The following is a 15,747-nucleotide window of genomic DNA, read 5'->3' as shown; positions in this document are numbered from 1 at the left end:
TACCCGACCCGCTGCGGGCGCCTCAGCGCACCCCACGCTCCCAAAGGGCGCGGGCGATGAGCTTGCGGTCGCGGGCGTCGACGACCGCGCGGAGTATGATCGCGAGGATCGCCCCCAGATAGCCCCCCGCGGTGTTTGCGACGACGTCCAGCACCGAAGCGAAGCGGGCCGCGAGGAATGTGGCCTGGAACAGCTCGATCGCCCCGGAGAAGGCCGGGATCATGAGGATGACCGCCCACACCGCCTTGCGGGGCAGAGCGAGCGCGAGCAGGAAACCGAGCGGGACGAACATCGCGACGTTCGCACTGAACTCCAGCTTGCTGTACCCGAACCACTCGGGGATTCCGTTTCGATGCAGCACTCCGAGGAAGCGCTCGATGGCGACGTCGTAGCCCGCGTCCAAGGGCGTCGGCGATAGTGTGGCGGCGAGCACGACGCCGACGTAGGCGAGCAGGCCCGCCAGCGCGATACCGAGTCTCAGCCGGCTGGGAGCGGGCTTCCGGGGCGCGGAGTCGCTTCTCCCCCACTGCTCCAGCAGGCTCTCGGTCTCATGCGCAGACATCGACATGCTCATTCCCCGCCGTCCCCCGTGGCATGCGTTGAACCGCAATACTAGGGCACCGGCCCTGGGAGCCTCCTACGCCCCCGTGAGCATCGGGAGGAACACCGCGAGGACCAGCCCCAGGAGGACTCCCGCGTTCATGAGGGCGCCGATGATCACCGTCGCCGACTGCTGACCCCTTCCGGCGATCGCTCCGAGCACACAGAGGATCAAGCCGATGAGCGCGATCGCCGCACCCACGAGACCGATGAGCGGGGTGCTGAGGACGTCGGACGTGAGGCCCCGATACATGGCGAAAGCGATGCCCAGCGGCACGGCCACCGCGATCAGCGCATCCACGATGGCGATGATCCCGAATGCGCGCGCCAGCTTCGAGACGGGGTATCGGGATGCCACCAGACGAGCGTATCGGATGGCGTACTCCGCAAATGCCGACAGGGGCCGGACCCGAAGGCCCGACCCCTGTCGGCGAAGTCCGAAGGACTTACTTGAGGATCTTGGTCACCGTGCCGGCGCCGACGGTGCGGCCACCCTCACGGATCGCGAAGCCGAGGCCCTCTTCCATGGCGATCGGCTGGATGAGCTCGACCGACATCTCCGTGGTGTCCCCGGGCATGACCATCTCGGTGCCCTCGGGCAGCGTGATGACGCCGGTCACGTCCGTGGTACGGAAGTAGAACTGCGGACGGTAGTTCGTGAAGAACGGGTTGTGACGGCCGCCCTCCTCCTTGGACAGGATGTACGCCGTGCCCTCGAAGTTGGTGTGCGGGGTCACCGAACCGGGCTTGACGACGACCTGGCCGCGCTCGACGTCGTCACGCTTGGTGCCACGAAGGAGCAGACCACAGTTCTCGCCGGCCCACGCCTCGTCGAGCTGCTTGTGGAACATCTCGATACCGGTGACGATCGTCTTCTGCGTCGGACGGATGCCGACGATCTCGACCTCGGAGTTGATGGCCAGGGTGCCACGCTCGGCGCGGCCCGTGACGACGGTGCCACGACCGGTGATCGTGAAGACGTCCTCGATGGGCATCAGGAACGGCTTGTCCTTGTCGCGCACCGGGTCCGGGATGGACTCGTCGACGGCTTCCATGAGCTCGACGATCGAGTTGACCCACTTCTCGTCACCCTCGAGAGCCTTCAGGCCCGAGACGCGGACGACGGGGGCGTTGTCGCCATCGAAGTCCTGCGACGACAGCAGCTCGCGAACCTCGAGCTCGACGAGCTCCAGGATCTCCTCGTCGTCGACCATGTCGCTCTTGTTCAGGGCGACGAGCAGGTACGGCACGCCGACCTGCTTGGCCAGCAGCACGTGCTCGCGGGTCTGAGCCATCGGGCCGTCGGTGGCGGCGACCACGAGGATCGCGCCGTCCATCTGAGCGGCACCGGTGATCATGTTCTTGATGTAGTCAGCGTGACCGGGAGCGTCGACGTGAGCGTAGTGACGCTTGGGCGTCTCGTACTCGACGTGCGAGATGTTGATCGTGATGCCGCGCTGGCGCTCTTCGGGAGCGGAGTCGATCGACGCGAAGTCGCGCTGCACGTTGGTGGCCGACGGGAACTTGTCGGCGAGCACCTTCGAGATCGCGGCGGTGAGCGTGGTCTTGCCGTGGTCGACGTGACCGATCGTTCCGATGTTCACGTGCGGCTTGGTCCGCTCGAACTTGGCCTTAGCCACTGGGTCCTCCTCAGGACGTCGTGTAGAGACTCCGGTCGCTGGGTTGCGACCGGCTCACTACGGGGATTGTTCTCAGTGTAATAGAGAGGGGTCGTGTGAAGTTGTGAGCCAGAAGTGCGGACGGGACGAAACCGCCCCGTCCGCAGACGAGACCTCCGAGGAGATTACTCGCCCTTCGTCTTCTGAACGATCTCGTCCATGACGTTGCGCGGGACCTCGGCGTAGCTGTCGAACTCCATGGAGTAGACAGCACGGCCAGAAGTCTTCGAACGCAGGTCACCGATGTAACCGAACATCTCGGACAGCGGGACGTTGGCACGGACGACCTTGACGCCGGCCGCATCCTCCATCGACTGGATCTGGCCGCGACGGGAGTTCAGGTCGCCGATGACGTCACCCATGTACTCCTCGGGAGTACGCACCTCGACGGCCATGATCGGCTCGAGGATGACGGGGTTCGCCTTGCGGACGGCCTCCTTGAAGCCCATGGAGCCCGCGATCTTGAACGCCATCTCCGAGGAGTCGACGTCGTGCGAGGCACCATCGAGCAGGATCGCCTTCACGCCCACCATGGGGAAGCCGGCGAGCACGCCGACGTTCATGGCGTCCTGGAAGCCCTGGTCGGTGGGGCTGATGTACTCGCGCGGGATGCGGCCACCCGTGACCTTGTTCTCGAACTCGTACGTCTTGTCCGCCGTGACCTCGAGGGGCTCCAGCGCGAACTGGATCTTGGCGAACTGACCCGAACCACCGGTCTGCTTCTTGTGCGTGTAGTCGTGGCGCTCGACGGTCTTGCGGATCGTCTCGCGGTACGCGACCTGCGGCTTTCCGACGTTGGCCTCGACCTTGAACTCGCGCTTCATGCGGTCCACGAGGATGTCGAGGTGGAGCTCACCCATGCCCTTGATGACCGTCTGACCGGTCTCGGCGTTCTGCTCGACGCGGAACGTCGGGTCCTCTTCGGCGAGCTTCTGGATCGCGAGACCCAGCTTCTCCTGGTCGGCCTTGGTCTTGGGCTCGATCGCGACCTCGATGACCGGCTCCGGGAACGTCATCGACTCGAGGACGACCTGATTGGTGCTGTCGGAGAGGGTGTCACCGGTGGTGGTGTCCTTCAGACCGATGACCGCGTAGATGTGACCGGCGGTAACCGAGTCGACCGGCATCTCCTTGTTGGCGTGCATCTGGAAGATCTTCCCGATGCGCTCCTTCTTGCCCTTGGTCGCGTTCACGACCTGGGCACCGGAGTCGAGGTGACCCGAGTACACGCGGATGTAGGTCAGACGACCGAAGAAGGGGTGCGTGACGATCTTGAACGCGAGGGCCGCGAACGGCTCGTCGCGGTCGGCGTGGCGCTCGATGACGATCTCTTCGTCCTTGGGGTCGTGCGCCTCGATGGCGGGGCACGTCCAGGGGCGAGGGGAGGTAGTCGACGACGGCGTCCAGCATCGGCTGCACGCCGCGGTTCTTGAACGCCGAGCCACACAGGACCGGGTAGACCTCGGAGTTGATCGTGAGCTTGCGGATCGCGCCCTTGATCTCTGCCAGCGAGAGCTCCTCGCCGCCGAAGTACTTCTCGAGCAGCGCCTCGTCGCTCTCGGCGACCGTCTCGAGCAGCTTCTCGCGGTACTCTGCAGCACGGTCGGCGAGATCGGCCGGGATCTCCTGGATCTCGTACTTCGCGCCCATGGTGACGTCACCCTTGGCATCGCCGGGCCACACCAGAGCACGCATCTCGACGAGGTCGATGACACCGACGAAGTCGTTCTCGGCACCGATGGGCAGCTGCAGCACGAGCGGCTTGGCCTTGAGGCGGTTCACGATCGTGTCGACGGTGAAGTAGAAGTCGGCGCCCAGCTTGTCCATCTTGTTGACGAAGCAGATACGCGGCACGTCGTACTTGTCGGCCTGACGCCACACCGTCTCGGACTGGGGCTCGACGCCCTCCTTGCCGTCGAAGACGGCGACGGCACCGTCGAGCACGCGCAGCGAACGCTCGACCTCGACCGTGAAGTCCACGTGGCCGGGGGTGTCGATGATGTTGATCTGGTTCTTGTTCCAGAAGCAGGTGACAGCGGCGGAGGTGATCGTGATGCCACGCTCCTGCTCCTGCTCCATCCAGTCGGTGGTCGCAGCGCCGTCGTGCGTCTCACCGATCTTGTGGTTGACGCCCGTGTAGAAGAGGATGCGCTCGGTCGTCGTCGTCTTGCCGGCATCGATGTGCGCCATGATGCCGATGTTGCGGACCTTGTTGAGGTCGGTGAGCACTTCTTGTGCCACGGGGATGTCCTTACGTGTTGTCGGGTGCGCCGGCCGGGGCGGTGGCCCCGGCCGGCGCCGAGCTGCTGATTACCAGCGGTAGTGCGCGAAGGCGCGGTTCGACTCGGCCATCTTGTGGGTGTCTTCGCGGCGCTTGACCGCGGCACCGAGGCCGTTCGAGGCGTCGAGGATCTCGTTCTGCAGACGCTCGGTCATCGTCTTCTCACGACGACCCTTCGCGTAGCTGACGAGCCAGCGCAGCGCCAGGGTGTTGGCGCGGTGCGGCTTGACCTCGACCGGCACCTGGTAGGTCGAACCACCGACGCGGCGGCTCTTGACCTCGAGGGTGGGACGGACGTTGTCGAGCGCCTTCTTCAGCGTCGCGACCGCGTCCTGGCCGTTCTTGGCCTCGACGCCGCGGAGCGCCGTGTAGACGATCGACTCGGCGAGCGACTTCTTGCCGTCGACGAGGATCTTGTTGACGAGCTGGCTGACGATCGGTGCGCCGTAGACCGGGTCGTTGACGACCGGACGCTTCGGGGCGGGACCCTTACGAGGCATCTAACTCAACCCTTCTTCGCGCCGTAGCGGCTACGGGCCTGCTTGCGGTTCTTGACGGCCTGGGTGTCCAGGGCGCCGCGAACGATCTTGTAACGCACGCCGGGGAGGTCCTTCACACGACCACCGCGCACCAGCACGAGCGAGTGCTCCTGCAGGTTGTGGCCCTCACCGGGGATGTAGGCGGTGACCTCGGTACCGTTGCGGAGCTTCACACGAGCGACCTTGCGCATCGCCGAGTTCGGCTTCTTCGGGGTGGTGGTGTACACGCGGGTGCAGACACCGGCCTGCTGCGGGTTCGACTTCAGCGCGGGAGCCTTGGTCTTGGTGACCTTCGGCGTGCGCCCCTTGCGAACCAACTGCTGAATAGTTGGCACGTTCTCTCCTTGTCAGTGCTGCACGGTGACAGCGTCGTGGTCTCCCCCGCTCCGACGGATTCTTTCGATTCGTGTCGGAGAGGGCTCACGCGGACCCACCGGGGCGACAGAATGACTGACGCCCGTTTCGTTGGTGGATATGCCGTGGGGGTGGCCTGTTCGCAGGCCGTTCCCTGAGATGGTGTGCTCTTGTTCACCCTGTTCGTGCCGGGCACGACGCAGGGCGCGCGAGAGCGCACACCCGCTCAATGATACGCGCCGAATCGGGATGCGGTCAAACGACCGCGATCATGCGTCTGCACGCACGATGCGCAGCTCCGCGTCGCCCAGGAGGAAACGTTCCGTCACCTCGTGCTCCGTCCCGGGCGCCACGTCGACCTCCTCCTGCGCGGCGAACACGACGACGCCGTTCGTGGAGTCCAGATCGCTCACCATCCAGGCATCCGCACGACGACGGAGCAGCGCGTGGGTCTTGGAGACCGTGCGCGTGTCATCGACGACGGTCACCAGCTGCGCGCCGGGCGCGGCGTGCACGGGGACGGGCCGGCGCCCGAGCACGACCGCATCGCCGGTGAGTTCCATGGGCGAGCCGTCGGGCAGCAGCAGCGCCCACTTGGGTCGACGGCGCGAAGCGATGACGGTGTCTTCGACGATGTCGCCGACACCGGGTCGCGACGCGGCGACGGATGCGGCCGCCGGTCGCGGCATCCCCGCGATCGGCGCTCCGGCCACCGCCGACACCTCGCCCGAGGCCTCGGGGAACGCGTCGGGCTCGGCGACGAAGGACTCCCGCAGCACGGGGGGCGCCGCTGGCGGCACGAAGGAATCCGACGTCGCGGGTTCTGCCGCGGCAGGCGCCGCGGGCGTCTCCGGCTCCACCCACGCGGGCGTCGCGGCGGCGGGTGCGGGCTCCTCCTCGACGATGGCGGGCTGCCACCACGACATCACCGGTGCGGGCTCGGGCGCGGCCGGTGCCACGTAGGGGTCGTCGACCGGCGCTGCGGGCGCATCGGCGACGGGCGGCGCGTAGGGGTCCGCTGAGGGCGCCGAGTACGCGTCGCGGGCAGGGGCTGCCGGAGCCGGCTGGGCGTAGGGGTCCGCGGCGGGGGCGGGGAATGCCGGCGGGGCGTATGCATCGGGGGCGGGCGCGGCGTAGGGATCGACGGCGGGCGCCGGTGCGGCTGCGGCATACGGATCCGCCGGGGCGGCGCCGTACGCGTCCGCCGGAGCGTAGGGATCGGCGGCGGGAGCCGCCGGGGCGGGCGGCAGAGGCGGCTCGCCCCACGCTCCGGCGATCGGCATCGCGGCGGTGGCGGGTGCCGCCGCGGTGCCAGGCGCGGGCGGTGCCGGGGGGATCCATGCCGATGGCGCCGGGACGTCGCGGCGGGCACCGAACTCGTCGGTGGTCGGGGCGTACTGCGGCGCGAACCCGAGAAGGTCCTCGACCCCGCCCGTCGCCTGGCGCGGAGCGCCCTGCTCGAGCGGCCTGGCGGAGCCGAAGCCCAGAACGCTCGCCCAGACCGGGAACAGCAAGGCCGCCAGCACGGTCATGCCCACGCCCTGTCCGAACATGACGTTCACCCGGTGCGCGGCGGTGATGAAGGCGACGTAGACGAAGATCTGCCCGAAGAACGGGATGAGGTAGAGCAGCAGGAGCCAGGGGCTCAGGCCGCCGATGATGAACAGGACGGCGACGTTGTAGACCGGGATCCAGGCCTTCCAGCCCTCGATGCCGAGCTTCGCGTACACCCGCGACAGCGCGAGCGCACCCCAGACGTAGACCAGGAGCGACGGCACGAGCGACACGAGCACGAGGAGCACGACGGTTCCTGCGTCGGGGACCAACGGCGAGGAGTAAGCGGCGACGAGTGCGTTGAGCATGGATGAACTGCCTCAGGGAGTGGGACCGTCGAGGTCTCGGGGGTCGAAAGGAACGTCGAGCGAACGCGTCAACTCTTCCAGCATGGCGGTGATCTGCGGTTCTACATACTTCGCGACCGCTGCTTGGATTCGGATGCGGTGGTGCAGCAGCACCTGGCATACTTCGCGTCCGATCAGATTCGCGTAGTCGTCGGCCAGCGCGACCTCGTGACGCAGCGCCGCCTTCGCCTCGTCGGACAGCGGCGGAAGCGCGGGGACGCCCGCATCCGCGTCGGCGGCCATGCCCGCGAGGGTGAAGAGGAAGGGCGCACCCGGAATCGGGTCCGGATCCAGTGGCAGACCGTCGTACTCGGGTTCGAGGTCCTCGGTGGGTCGGTAGCTGCGGGCGCGGTTGCGCGTCGCCTGCTGGTCGAGCTCCGACTGGAGCAGGGGAAGATTGCGCGCCGTGTACTCCGCGACCGCGTGGTCGACGACCGTCTTCAAACGGGTGGACAGGCCGTGCTGAACCGCGTGCGGAACGTCGCCGCCGAGGCCCGCGGCCGACAGGATCGGCGAGCCGAGGCAGCGTCGGCACACCGCAAGCCGCCCGCGGTGCGTCGCCGGCTCCCAGCGGGGCAGCCAACGCAGCCAGGCGTCGACGGCCTGGCTCACCTGCGTCTCGAGCGAGCGCTCCACGCTCTAAAGGTAGCCGCCGCCCGCGTCTTTCCGCGGGAAATCCACGCATGCGGTCGGTCGGGTTCGCGATCAGGCCTCGTCTCGGCCCTCCCAGGGCCATCGGGGCCGCCCCGCGCGCGTGCGTACGAGCGCGATCGCGCACCAGGCCGCAACCGCCGCCGCGATGCCCACGACGCCGCCCTGCCAGCCAGTCAACAGACGGGCCATGAGCGAGAGCCCGACCGCCACGTCCTCCGACGCGACGGCGCCGACGACCCCCGCACTGAGGCTGTACACGAACCACACGGCGACCGCGATGAACAGCGCTCCGGTGTAGGCGGGGTTGCCCGGTCGGAGCACGAGGGCGGTGCCGGCGGCGTAGACGCCGCAGGCGAGGAGCACTCCGACGATTCCGGGCGCCTGCCCGACACCCGCCACCGGAACGACCTCGACGTCCGCGAGCAGGCTCACCATCCCGAACGCGGCGATGACCAGAGCGAAGAACCCGGCGAGCGTCAGGGCGATGGCGACAGCCGGAGGCACCGGCGGAGTACGAGGCGCGTCCGGCTGCGACATCAGACCTGGTGGAGCTGCGGACCCGCTTCGAGGGTGCGCTCGTACTCGCGCTGCGCTTCGTCGTTGAGCGCGGTGACGCGGCGTCCGCGGGCGGCGACCCACGCGCCGAACCACACCGTCAGCTCACGACCGAGCACGAACGCGAGGATCGGCAGCGGGGAGAACAGCGAGACCTGCATGAGCTCCGCCCCCTGGCGAGCGGTCAACTCCCAGAACGGCGCCTGGAACAGGATGCCGAGAAGGGAGCCCGCGTAGGCGGCGACGCCGACGAGCAGGCCCCAGATGACCCAGTGAGCCCAGCGCGCACGGTTGAGGATCGCGCCGAGGAACCAGAAGCCGAGGTAGAAGACGACCACCGGCATCCAGAACGTCCACGAGCCGATCAGGGTGAGGGCGAGCTCGGCGGGGTCGTTCTCGACGGTTCCCAGACCGCCGTAGAAGTAACCGAACGCGAAGAGCACGCCGAACGACAGGACGGCGAAGGCAAGGGCGGCGACCAGGCCGATCGCACCCGCGGCGCCGCGGTTGCCGCGCGGGCGGGGAGCCTCGGGCGCCTGCACGAAGATCGGCTGAGCCGCAGCAGCACCGTAGACCGGCTCGGACGCGGCGACCGGCGTCACCGTCGTCGCTTCGGCGGCGGCCGGAATCGCTGTCGTGGCAGCAGGCTCCGGGTCCATGGGGACGGTCTCCGGGCGGTCGTACCAGGGGACGTCGTCGTCGGCACGGGCCTGGTCGGTCGCCGTCTCGGTCACGACGACCTCCTCGACGACACGCTCGCCGTCGGCGGTCGGCGTCTCGACGACCACCACGTCCTCCTCGACGACACGCTCCGAGGCGACCTCCTGCTCTCCGGTCGCCGTGCGCTGAGCGGCCTCCGCGTCGGCCAGGGCCTCGTTCGCGTTGCCCACGACGTCGTCCACGACGACGTTCGGCTCCTCCACGGGTTCGCCGGCCGAGGGCGTCTTCTGCTCGGTCATCGCTGTCGCTCCTTCAGCGGGGGTGCACATCCGCTTCCCGAGGGTAACGCCGGGTCGGTGTCGGCCGTGTCAGGCGCGCGGCGCGCGGCGATCCGTGCGGCTAACCTGGCCCCATGACGCTGCGCCGGAGCTCGAGAACGAGCCTGCTCATGGCATCCTCGGCTCTTCTCGCTCTGTTCGCCCTGGCGGGCTGCGCCCCGGAACCCTCGCCCGCACCGACCGGCTCCGTGCTCCCGCCGTCGTCCTCGCCCGCCCCGACTCCGACCGCGACCCCGACACCCACCGCGACCCCGGTCGCCATTCCCACCGACTGCCGAGAGATCCTGTCCGACGCGGTGCTCGCACAGCTCGCCGACGTACCGCTCAACGACCCGGCCTTCGGAACCGCCGGCGCGCAGGCCGACGGAAGCCTCACCTGCATCTGGGGAAGCCCGGCGACCGACACCGGCAGGCTCACGACCACGATCTCGAAGAAGTCGCGCGGACCCGCTCTCGACATGCTCAACGCCCTCGTCGGCGATGGCTTCACCTGCTACACCCCGGACAACGGGACCCGGTGCGAGAAGGTCTGGGTCGATCCGCAGTACCCGGTCAACGACGGTCGCACGCTGTTCTGGCGCGACGGTGTGCTGGTGGACACGCAGTACGTGGGGCTCGCGCCGTCCGGCTACACGGATGCGGTGATCTCGCGCGTCTTCGACTGAGTGCGCTCAGCTCGGCCAGAGCTGCAGCGCGACGCGTTCGGTGTAGCGATCGGGATGCCAGCCCGTGAACTCGCTGGCCAGCCAGACGCCGTCCCGGATGACCTGATCCTCCGCACCCTCCGCCGTCGTCAGTCGGCAGCGCACGCCGTCGCCGAAGTCACCGCACTCGTAGCCGGCCGTCTCCAGCGTCGAACGGGCGAGGCGGGCGGCGCCCGCATCCACCTTCGCCACCGTCGTCACGAGCGAACCGGTGTTGATGCCGGTGAACGTGCACGAGACCGTCACCTCGGGCGCCAGGGAGGCCACCAGCGTCGTGGCCGACACGCGCGGCGCACTCGTGTCCTGCACCGGCACTCCTCCGGCGCGCTGGGTCAGCTCCGCCCAGAGCGCCTCCGTATAGAGGCCCTGGCACAGCGGGGTGGATGAGGTGGCCTGGGGGGCGGCTGCCTCTCCCTGGGCGACGGGGGCGGATGTCGAGGACCGCAGGGTGTCACCGACCATCTGGATGCCCGCAGGGATCGCCGGGAGGGCGAGGACCACCAGCGCCGCCACCACGGCAGCGCTGCCGAGCCCCACGACCCATGCCATGAAGCTGTTGCGACCGCCGATCCGTGCCACGCCGTCCTCCCCCGTCCACGCTACGCGTCGCATCCGGCGAAGCGAGGCAGCGGCACGCGGCGTCAGGTGCGGGCGGGCACGTGAGCGGCGATCCAGCCGTGGACGAGTCCCATGAACCCCGCGTGGTCGTCGCGGAAGACGGTGTGGCCGGCCCCCTGCAGCACCGTCACGGTGAGCCCGTCGCCGCGCATGGCGGCGGCGACGGTGCGTGTGATCAGCAGGCTCTTCTCGGCCAGCACGACGAGACTCGGCTGCCGAGGCCGACGCGGCGCGACGAGGGCACGGGTGTCGGCGAGGCCGAGGATCGTGCGTTTGTCCCAGGCCTGCAGCGACGCCAGCTCGAGGTCGATGTCCTGCGCGCTCCAGCCGGGGTTCATGCGCCGCAGCATCCCCCGACGCGGCTTGGGGGCGAGGGCGAAGGCGAGCTTGTACGCGAGTCCGCGCACTCCCCGCGGGAAGGCGAAGGCGGGGTCCACGTAGACGGCTGCACGGGGCGCGAGCCGCTCGGCCACGATGCTCGCCACGAGCGCTCCGAGGGAATGCCCGACGATCAGATCCGGAGCGTGCTCCAGCATCGGCTCCAGCGTCTCGATGACGTCCTCGGCCCAGGCGGTCGGCGAGTAGCTGCGGGACCGAGGACTCCGCCCGTGTCCGGCGAGGTCGACGGCGAGCACGCGGAAGCCGGCCGCCTCGAGGTCGTCGCTCACGCGATGCCACGCCCGCGAGTCGGACATGATGCCGTGGATGAGGATCGCGGTGCGCGCACCGGAGCCTGCGGAACGAACGGCGAGCTGCATGCGGACACGGTAACCGGCCGGGCTTGGCGCCAGCCGAATGCCCACTGTGCGGACGGGGAACGACGAAGGCCCCCGAGCCGGAGCTCGGAGGCCTTCGTCGTCAGTCGGGACCGACTCGATCAGTTGTTCTCACGGCTGTGCCGCTCGACAACCTCAATCGGCTCGGGGGAACGAGCTCGCTCGTTCCCCTCTCGCCTCAATCAGTTGTAGGTCCCGGGCGTGAAGTCGTCCGTCGAGAAGCTGTCGAAGTCGACGTAGCTCAGGTCGGAGTCGCTGTACGCACCGTCCGAGGCGAAGATGCGGTTGGGGTACCGCTCGCTCTTGGCCTCTTCGGTCGCCTCGACCGTGACGTTGCGGTACTTCGACAGGCCGGTCCCCGCGGGGATCAGCTTTCCGATGATCACGTTCTCCTTCAGGCCCACGAGCGGGTCGCTCTTGCCCTCCATCGCGGCCTGCGTCAGAACGCGGGTCGTCTCCTGGAAGGAAGCGGCCGACAGCCACGACTCGGTCGCGAGCGAGGCCTTCGTGATACCCATCAGCTCCGGGCGGCCCGACGCGGGGCGCTTGCCCTCGGCGACGGATGCGCGGTTGATGTCGATGAAGCGACGCGAGTCGACCATCTCGCCGGGCAGCAGCGTGGTGTCGCCGTGGTCGACCACGGTGACCTTGCGCAGCATCTGGCGGACGATGACCTCGATGTGCTTGTCGTGGATCGGGACACCCTGCGACCGGTACACGCCCTGGACACCGCCGACGAGGTACTTCTGCACCTCGCGGGCGCCCATGACGCGCATGATCTCCTTCGGGTCGAGCGTGCCGACCTGGAGGGGCTGACCGACCTCGACGCGCTGGCCGTCCTCGACGAGCAGGGTGGCGCGCTTGAGCACGGGGTAGACGTGCGGCTCGTCACCGTTGTCGGGCGTGAGGATGACCTTCTTCTGCTTCTCAGTCTCTTCGATCGTGATGCGTCCGTCGGCCTCTGCGATGGGCGAGGAACCCTTGGGGGTACGCGCCTCGAAGAGCTCCTGCACGCGGGGCAGACCCTGCGTGATGTCCTCGGCCGACGCCGAACCACCGGTGTGGAAGGTACGCATCGTCAGCTGGGTACCGGGCTCACCGATCGACTGGGCCGCGATGATGCCGACGGCCTCGCCGATGTCGACGACCTTGCCGGTCGCGAGCGAGCGGCCGTAGCACTTCGCGCACACACCGACGGCGGAGTCGCAGGTCAGGACCGAGCGCACCTTGATGGAGGTGACGCCGCCCTCGACCAGGCGGTTGATGAGCACGTCGCCCACATCCGAACCGGCCTCGGCGAGAACCTCGCCGCTCGGGCTGACCACGTCCGCGGCGAGCGTACGGGCGAACACCGAGTTCTCGACGTTGGCGTCCTTGATGAGCACCCCGTCGGCACCCGCGGCGGCGATGGGCAGCTCCAGACCCTTGGTCGTGGCGCAGTCCTCCTCGCGGATGATGACGTCCTGCGACACGTCGACGAGTCGACGCGTCAGGTAACCCGAGTCGGCGGTACGCAGAGCGGTGTCGGCGAGACCCTTACGGGCACCGTGGGTCGCGATGAAGTACTCGGCCACGCTCAGACCCTCGCGGTACGAGGAGATGATCGGGCGGGCGATGATCTCACCCTTCGGGTTGTTCACCAGACCACGCATACCCGCGATGTTACGGATCTGCAGCCAGTTACCACGGGCGCCCGAGCTCACCATCCGGTTGATGGTGTTGTCGGCCGGGAAGTGGCTCTTCATCGCAGCCTGGACCTCGTCGGTCGCAGCCGTCCAGATCTTGATGAGCTCCTGACGACGCTCGGCGTCGGTCGTGAGGCCCTTCTCGTACTGGGACTGGACCTTCGCGGCCTGCTTCTCGTAGCCCGCGATGATCTCCGCCTTGTTCGGCGGGGTCAGCACGTCGCTGAGCGCAACGGTCACACCCGAACGCGTGGCCCAGTAGAAGCCGGCGTCCTTGATGCGGTCCAGGGACGCGGCTACCTCGACCTTGGGGTACTCCTCGGCCAGCTTGTTGACGATCTGCGACAGCTTGCCCTTGTCGGCCTGTTCGCGCACGAACGGGTAGCCCTTGGGGAGCGTGTCGTTGAAGATCGCCTGACCGAGCGAGGCGTCCACGAGACCGTGGCGCTCGTAGCCCTCGGGGGCTTCGCCCTCGAGGAAGGTCAGACCGGGAACGCGGATGCGGACCTTGGCCTGCAGGTCGAGGGTGCCCTCGTCCTTGGCCAGGATCGCCTCACCGACCGAACCGAACACGCGGCCCTCACCGACGGCACCCTCCTTGACCGTGGTCAGGTGGTGCAGACCGATGATCATGTCCTGCGAGGGCAGGGTGACCGGGCGGCCGTCCGACGGCTTCAGGATGTTGTTCGACGCGAGCATCAGGATGCGGGCCTCGGCCTGCGCCTCGACCGACAGCGGCAGGTGCACAGCCATCTGGTCACCGTCGAAGTCCGCGTTGAAGGCGGCACACACGAGCGGGTGGAGCTGGATGGCCTTGCCCTCGACGAGCTGCGGCTCGAACGCCTGGATGCCCAGACGGTGCAGCGTGGGAGCGCGGTTGAGCAGCACGGGACGCTCGCGGATGATCTCCTCGAGCACGTCCCAGATCTCGGGACGCGTGCGCTCGACGGCACGCTTGGCGGCCTTGATGTTCTGCGAGTGACCGAGGTCGATCAGGCGCTTGATCACGAACGGCTTGAACAGCTCCAGGGCCATCTGCTTGGGCAGGCCACACTGGTGCAGCTTGAGCTGCGGGCCGACGATGATGACCGAACGGCCGGAGTAGTCGACGCGCTTGCCGAGCAGGTTCTGACGGAATCGACCCTGCTTACCCTTCAGCATGTCGCTGAGGGACTTGAGGGCGCGGTTGCCGGTACCCGTGACCGGGCGACCACGACGACCGTTGTCGAACAGCGCGTCGACGGCCTCCTGCAGCATCCGCTTCTCGTTGTTGACGATGATCTCGGGGGCACCGAGGTCGATCAGACGACGAAGACGGTTGTTGCGGTTGATCACGCGACGGTAGAGGTCGTTCAGGTCGCTGGTGGCGAAGCGGCCACCGTCGAGCTGGACCATCGGGCGCAGCTCCGGCGGGATGACCGGGACGACGTCCAGGACCATCGACGCCGGCGACATGCCGGTCGACAGGAACGAGTTGACGACCTTGAGGCGCTTGATCGCACGGATCTTGCGCTGGCCCTTGCCCTCGGAGATCTGCAGACGCAGGCTGTCGGCCTCGGCGGCCAGGTCGAAGCTCTCCAGGCGACGCTTGATCGACTCCGCACCCATGTGGGCCTCGAAGTACTGACCGAAGCGGTCGACGAGCTCGTTGAAGATCTCGTCCTCGGGCTTCAGGGCGCCGACCTCGAGGGAGCGGAACTCCTCCCAGACGCGCTCGAGCTTGGCGATCTGCTCGTCACCGCGCTTGCGGATGAGAGCCATCTCCTTCTCGGCCGCGTCCTTGGCCTTCTTCTTGGCGTCGGCCTTGGCGTCCTCCGCCTCGAGCGTCGCGAGCTCCTCCTCGAGGGCGGCCAGGCGAGCGGCCACACGGGCGTCGCGGCGGTCGCCGAGGTTCTTGATCTCGAGACGCAGGTTGTTCTCGTGGGTGGGGAGGTCGCGGTGGCGGCCCTCCTCATCGACGGAGATCACCATGTAGGCGGCGAAGTAGATGACCTTCTCGAGGTCCTTCGGCGCCATGTCCAGCAGGTAGCCCAGGCGCGAGGGGACGCCCTTGAAGTACCAGATGTGGGTGACGGGCGCGGCGAGCTCGATGTGGCCCATGCGCTCACGACGGACGGAGCTCTTGGTGACCTCCACGCCGCAGCGCTCGCAGACGATGCCCTTGAAGCGGACACGCTTGTACTTGCCGCAGGCGCACTCCCAGTCGCGCGAGGGTCCGAAGATCTGCTCGCCGAACAGACCGTCCTTCTCGGGCTTCAGGGTGCGGTAGTTGATCGTCTCGGGCTTCTTGACCTCGCCGAAGGACCAACGACGGATGTCGTCGGCCGTGGCCAGCCCGATGCGGATCTGGTCGAAAGTGGTGGATTCGAGCACTGGTTCTCCTGTGTGCCTAATAAATCTCGG

General features: G+C 68.1%; 13 protein-coding genes and 1 pseudogene. 1 reads left to right on the top strand and 13 read right to left on the bottom strand.

Going from position 1 to position 15,747, the window contains the following annotated elements:
• Positions 1–22 precede the first annotated feature (22 nt).
• From QE377_RS10040 to QE377_RS09995, 10 genes and pseudogenes are all read right to left on the bottom strand, one after another.
• Positions 23–568, bottom strand: a complete 546-nt coding sequence (locus QE377_RS10040; protein WP_307322564.1) for a VanZ family protein — start codon at positions 566–568, stop codon at positions 23–25.
• A gap of 69 nt (positions 569–637) precedes the next feature.
• Positions 638–958, bottom strand: coding sequence for a hypothetical protein (locus QE377_RS10035; protein ID WP_307322561.1), 321 nt, complete (start codon positions 956–958; stop codon positions 638–640).
• Positions 959–1,046: 88 nt separating this feature from the next.
• Positions 1,047–2,240 (bottom strand): elongation factor Tu, encoded by a 1,194-nt coding sequence (tuf, locus tag QE377_RS10030; RefSeq protein WP_137418064.1) that lies wholly within the window; start codon positions 2,238–2,240, stop codon positions 1,047–1,049.
• 164 nt (positions 2,241–2,404) lie between these two features.
• Positions 2,405–4,520 (bottom strand): annotated as a pseudogene (gene fusA / locus QE377_RS10025) (elongation factor G).
• 69 nt (positions 4,521–4,589) lie between these two features.
• Positions 4,590–5,060: a 30S ribosomal protein S7 gene (gene rpsG / locus QE377_RS10020; RefSeq protein ID WP_137418066.1), complete on the bottom strand. Its 471-nt coding sequence runs from the start codon at positions 5,058–5,060 to the stop codon at positions 4,590–4,592.
• Positions 5,061–5,065: 5 nt separating this feature from the next.
• Complete coding sequence (gene rpsL / locus QE377_RS10015) at positions 5,066–5,434, bottom strand: 30S ribosomal protein S12 (RefSeq protein WP_036318318.1); 369 nt, start codon at positions 5,432–5,434, stop codon at positions 5,066–5,068.
• Between the two features lie 288 nt (positions 5,435–5,722).
• Positions 5,723–7,315 carry a DUF5684 domain-containing protein gene (locus tag QE377_RS10010; protein ID WP_307322558.1) on the bottom strand — a complete coding sequence of 531 codons (1,593 nt, stop codon included), beginning with the start codon at positions 7,313–7,315 and terminating at the stop codon, positions 5,723–5,725.
• 12 nt (positions 7,316–7,327) lie between these two features.
• On the bottom strand, positions 7,328–7,990 hold the full coding sequence (locus QE377_RS10005; protein ID WP_307322554.1) for a spermidine/putrescine ABC transporter substrate-binding protein: 663 nt from the start codon (positions 7,988–7,990) through the stop codon (positions 7,328–7,330).
• 69 nt (positions 7,991–8,059) lie between these two features.
• Positions 8,060–8,545 (bottom strand): hypothetical protein, encoded by a 486-nt coding sequence (locus QE377_RS10000; protein WP_307322550.1) that lies wholly within the window; start codon positions 8,543–8,545, stop codon positions 8,060–8,062.
• On the bottom strand, positions 8,545–9,522 hold the full coding sequence (locus QE377_RS09995; RefSeq protein ID WP_307322548.1) for an ABC transporter: 978 nt from the start codon (positions 9,520–9,522) through the stop codon (positions 8,545–8,547). The genes QE377_RS10000 and QE377_RS09995 overlap by 1 nt, the downstream gene beginning before the upstream one ends.
• A gap of 113 nt (positions 9,523–9,635) precedes the next feature.
• Here QE377_RS09995 and QE377_RS09990 point away from each other — a divergent pair, with 113 nt between their 5' ends.
• Complete coding sequence (locus tag QE377_RS09990) at positions 9,636–10,226, top strand: hypothetical protein (protein ID WP_307322545.1); 591 nt, start codon at positions 9,636–9,638, stop codon at positions 10,224–10,226.
• Between the two features lie 6 nt (positions 10,227–10,232).
• Here the strand turns inward: QE377_RS09990 and QE377_RS09985 are convergent, their stop codons facing one another.
• From QE377_RS09985 to rpoC, 3 genes are all read right to left on the bottom strand, one after another.
• Complete coding sequence (locus QE377_RS09985; RefSeq protein ID WP_307322542.1) at positions 10,233–10,844, bottom strand: hypothetical protein; 612 nt, start codon at positions 10,842–10,844, stop codon at positions 10,233–10,235.
• Positions 10,845–10,906: 62 nt separating this feature from the next.
• The gene (locus tag QE377_RS09980) at positions 10,907–11,641 is read right to left on the bottom strand and encodes an alpha/beta fold hydrolase (RefSeq protein WP_307322537.1); all 735 of its coding nucleotides are present in this window, start codon (positions 11,639–11,641) and stop codon (positions 10,907–10,909) included.
• Between the two features lie 200 nt (positions 11,642–11,841).
• The gene (gene rpoC / locus QE377_RS09975) at positions 11,842–15,717 is read right to left on the bottom strand and encodes a DNA-directed RNA polymerase subunit beta' (protein ID WP_307322533.1); all 3,876 of its coding nucleotides are present in this window, start codon (positions 15,715–15,717) and stop codon (positions 11,842–11,844) included.
• Positions 15,718–15,747: the final 30 nt, after the last annotated feature.

This window comes from Microbacterium sp. SORGH_AS_0862 (assembly GCF_030818795.1).
GTDB lineage: Bacteria > Actinomycetota > Actinomycetes > Actinomycetales > Microbacteriaceae > Microbacterium.
The sequence above is the reverse complement of the archived record's forward strand: the minus strand, read 5'-3'. Positions and strand labels throughout refer to the sequence as shown.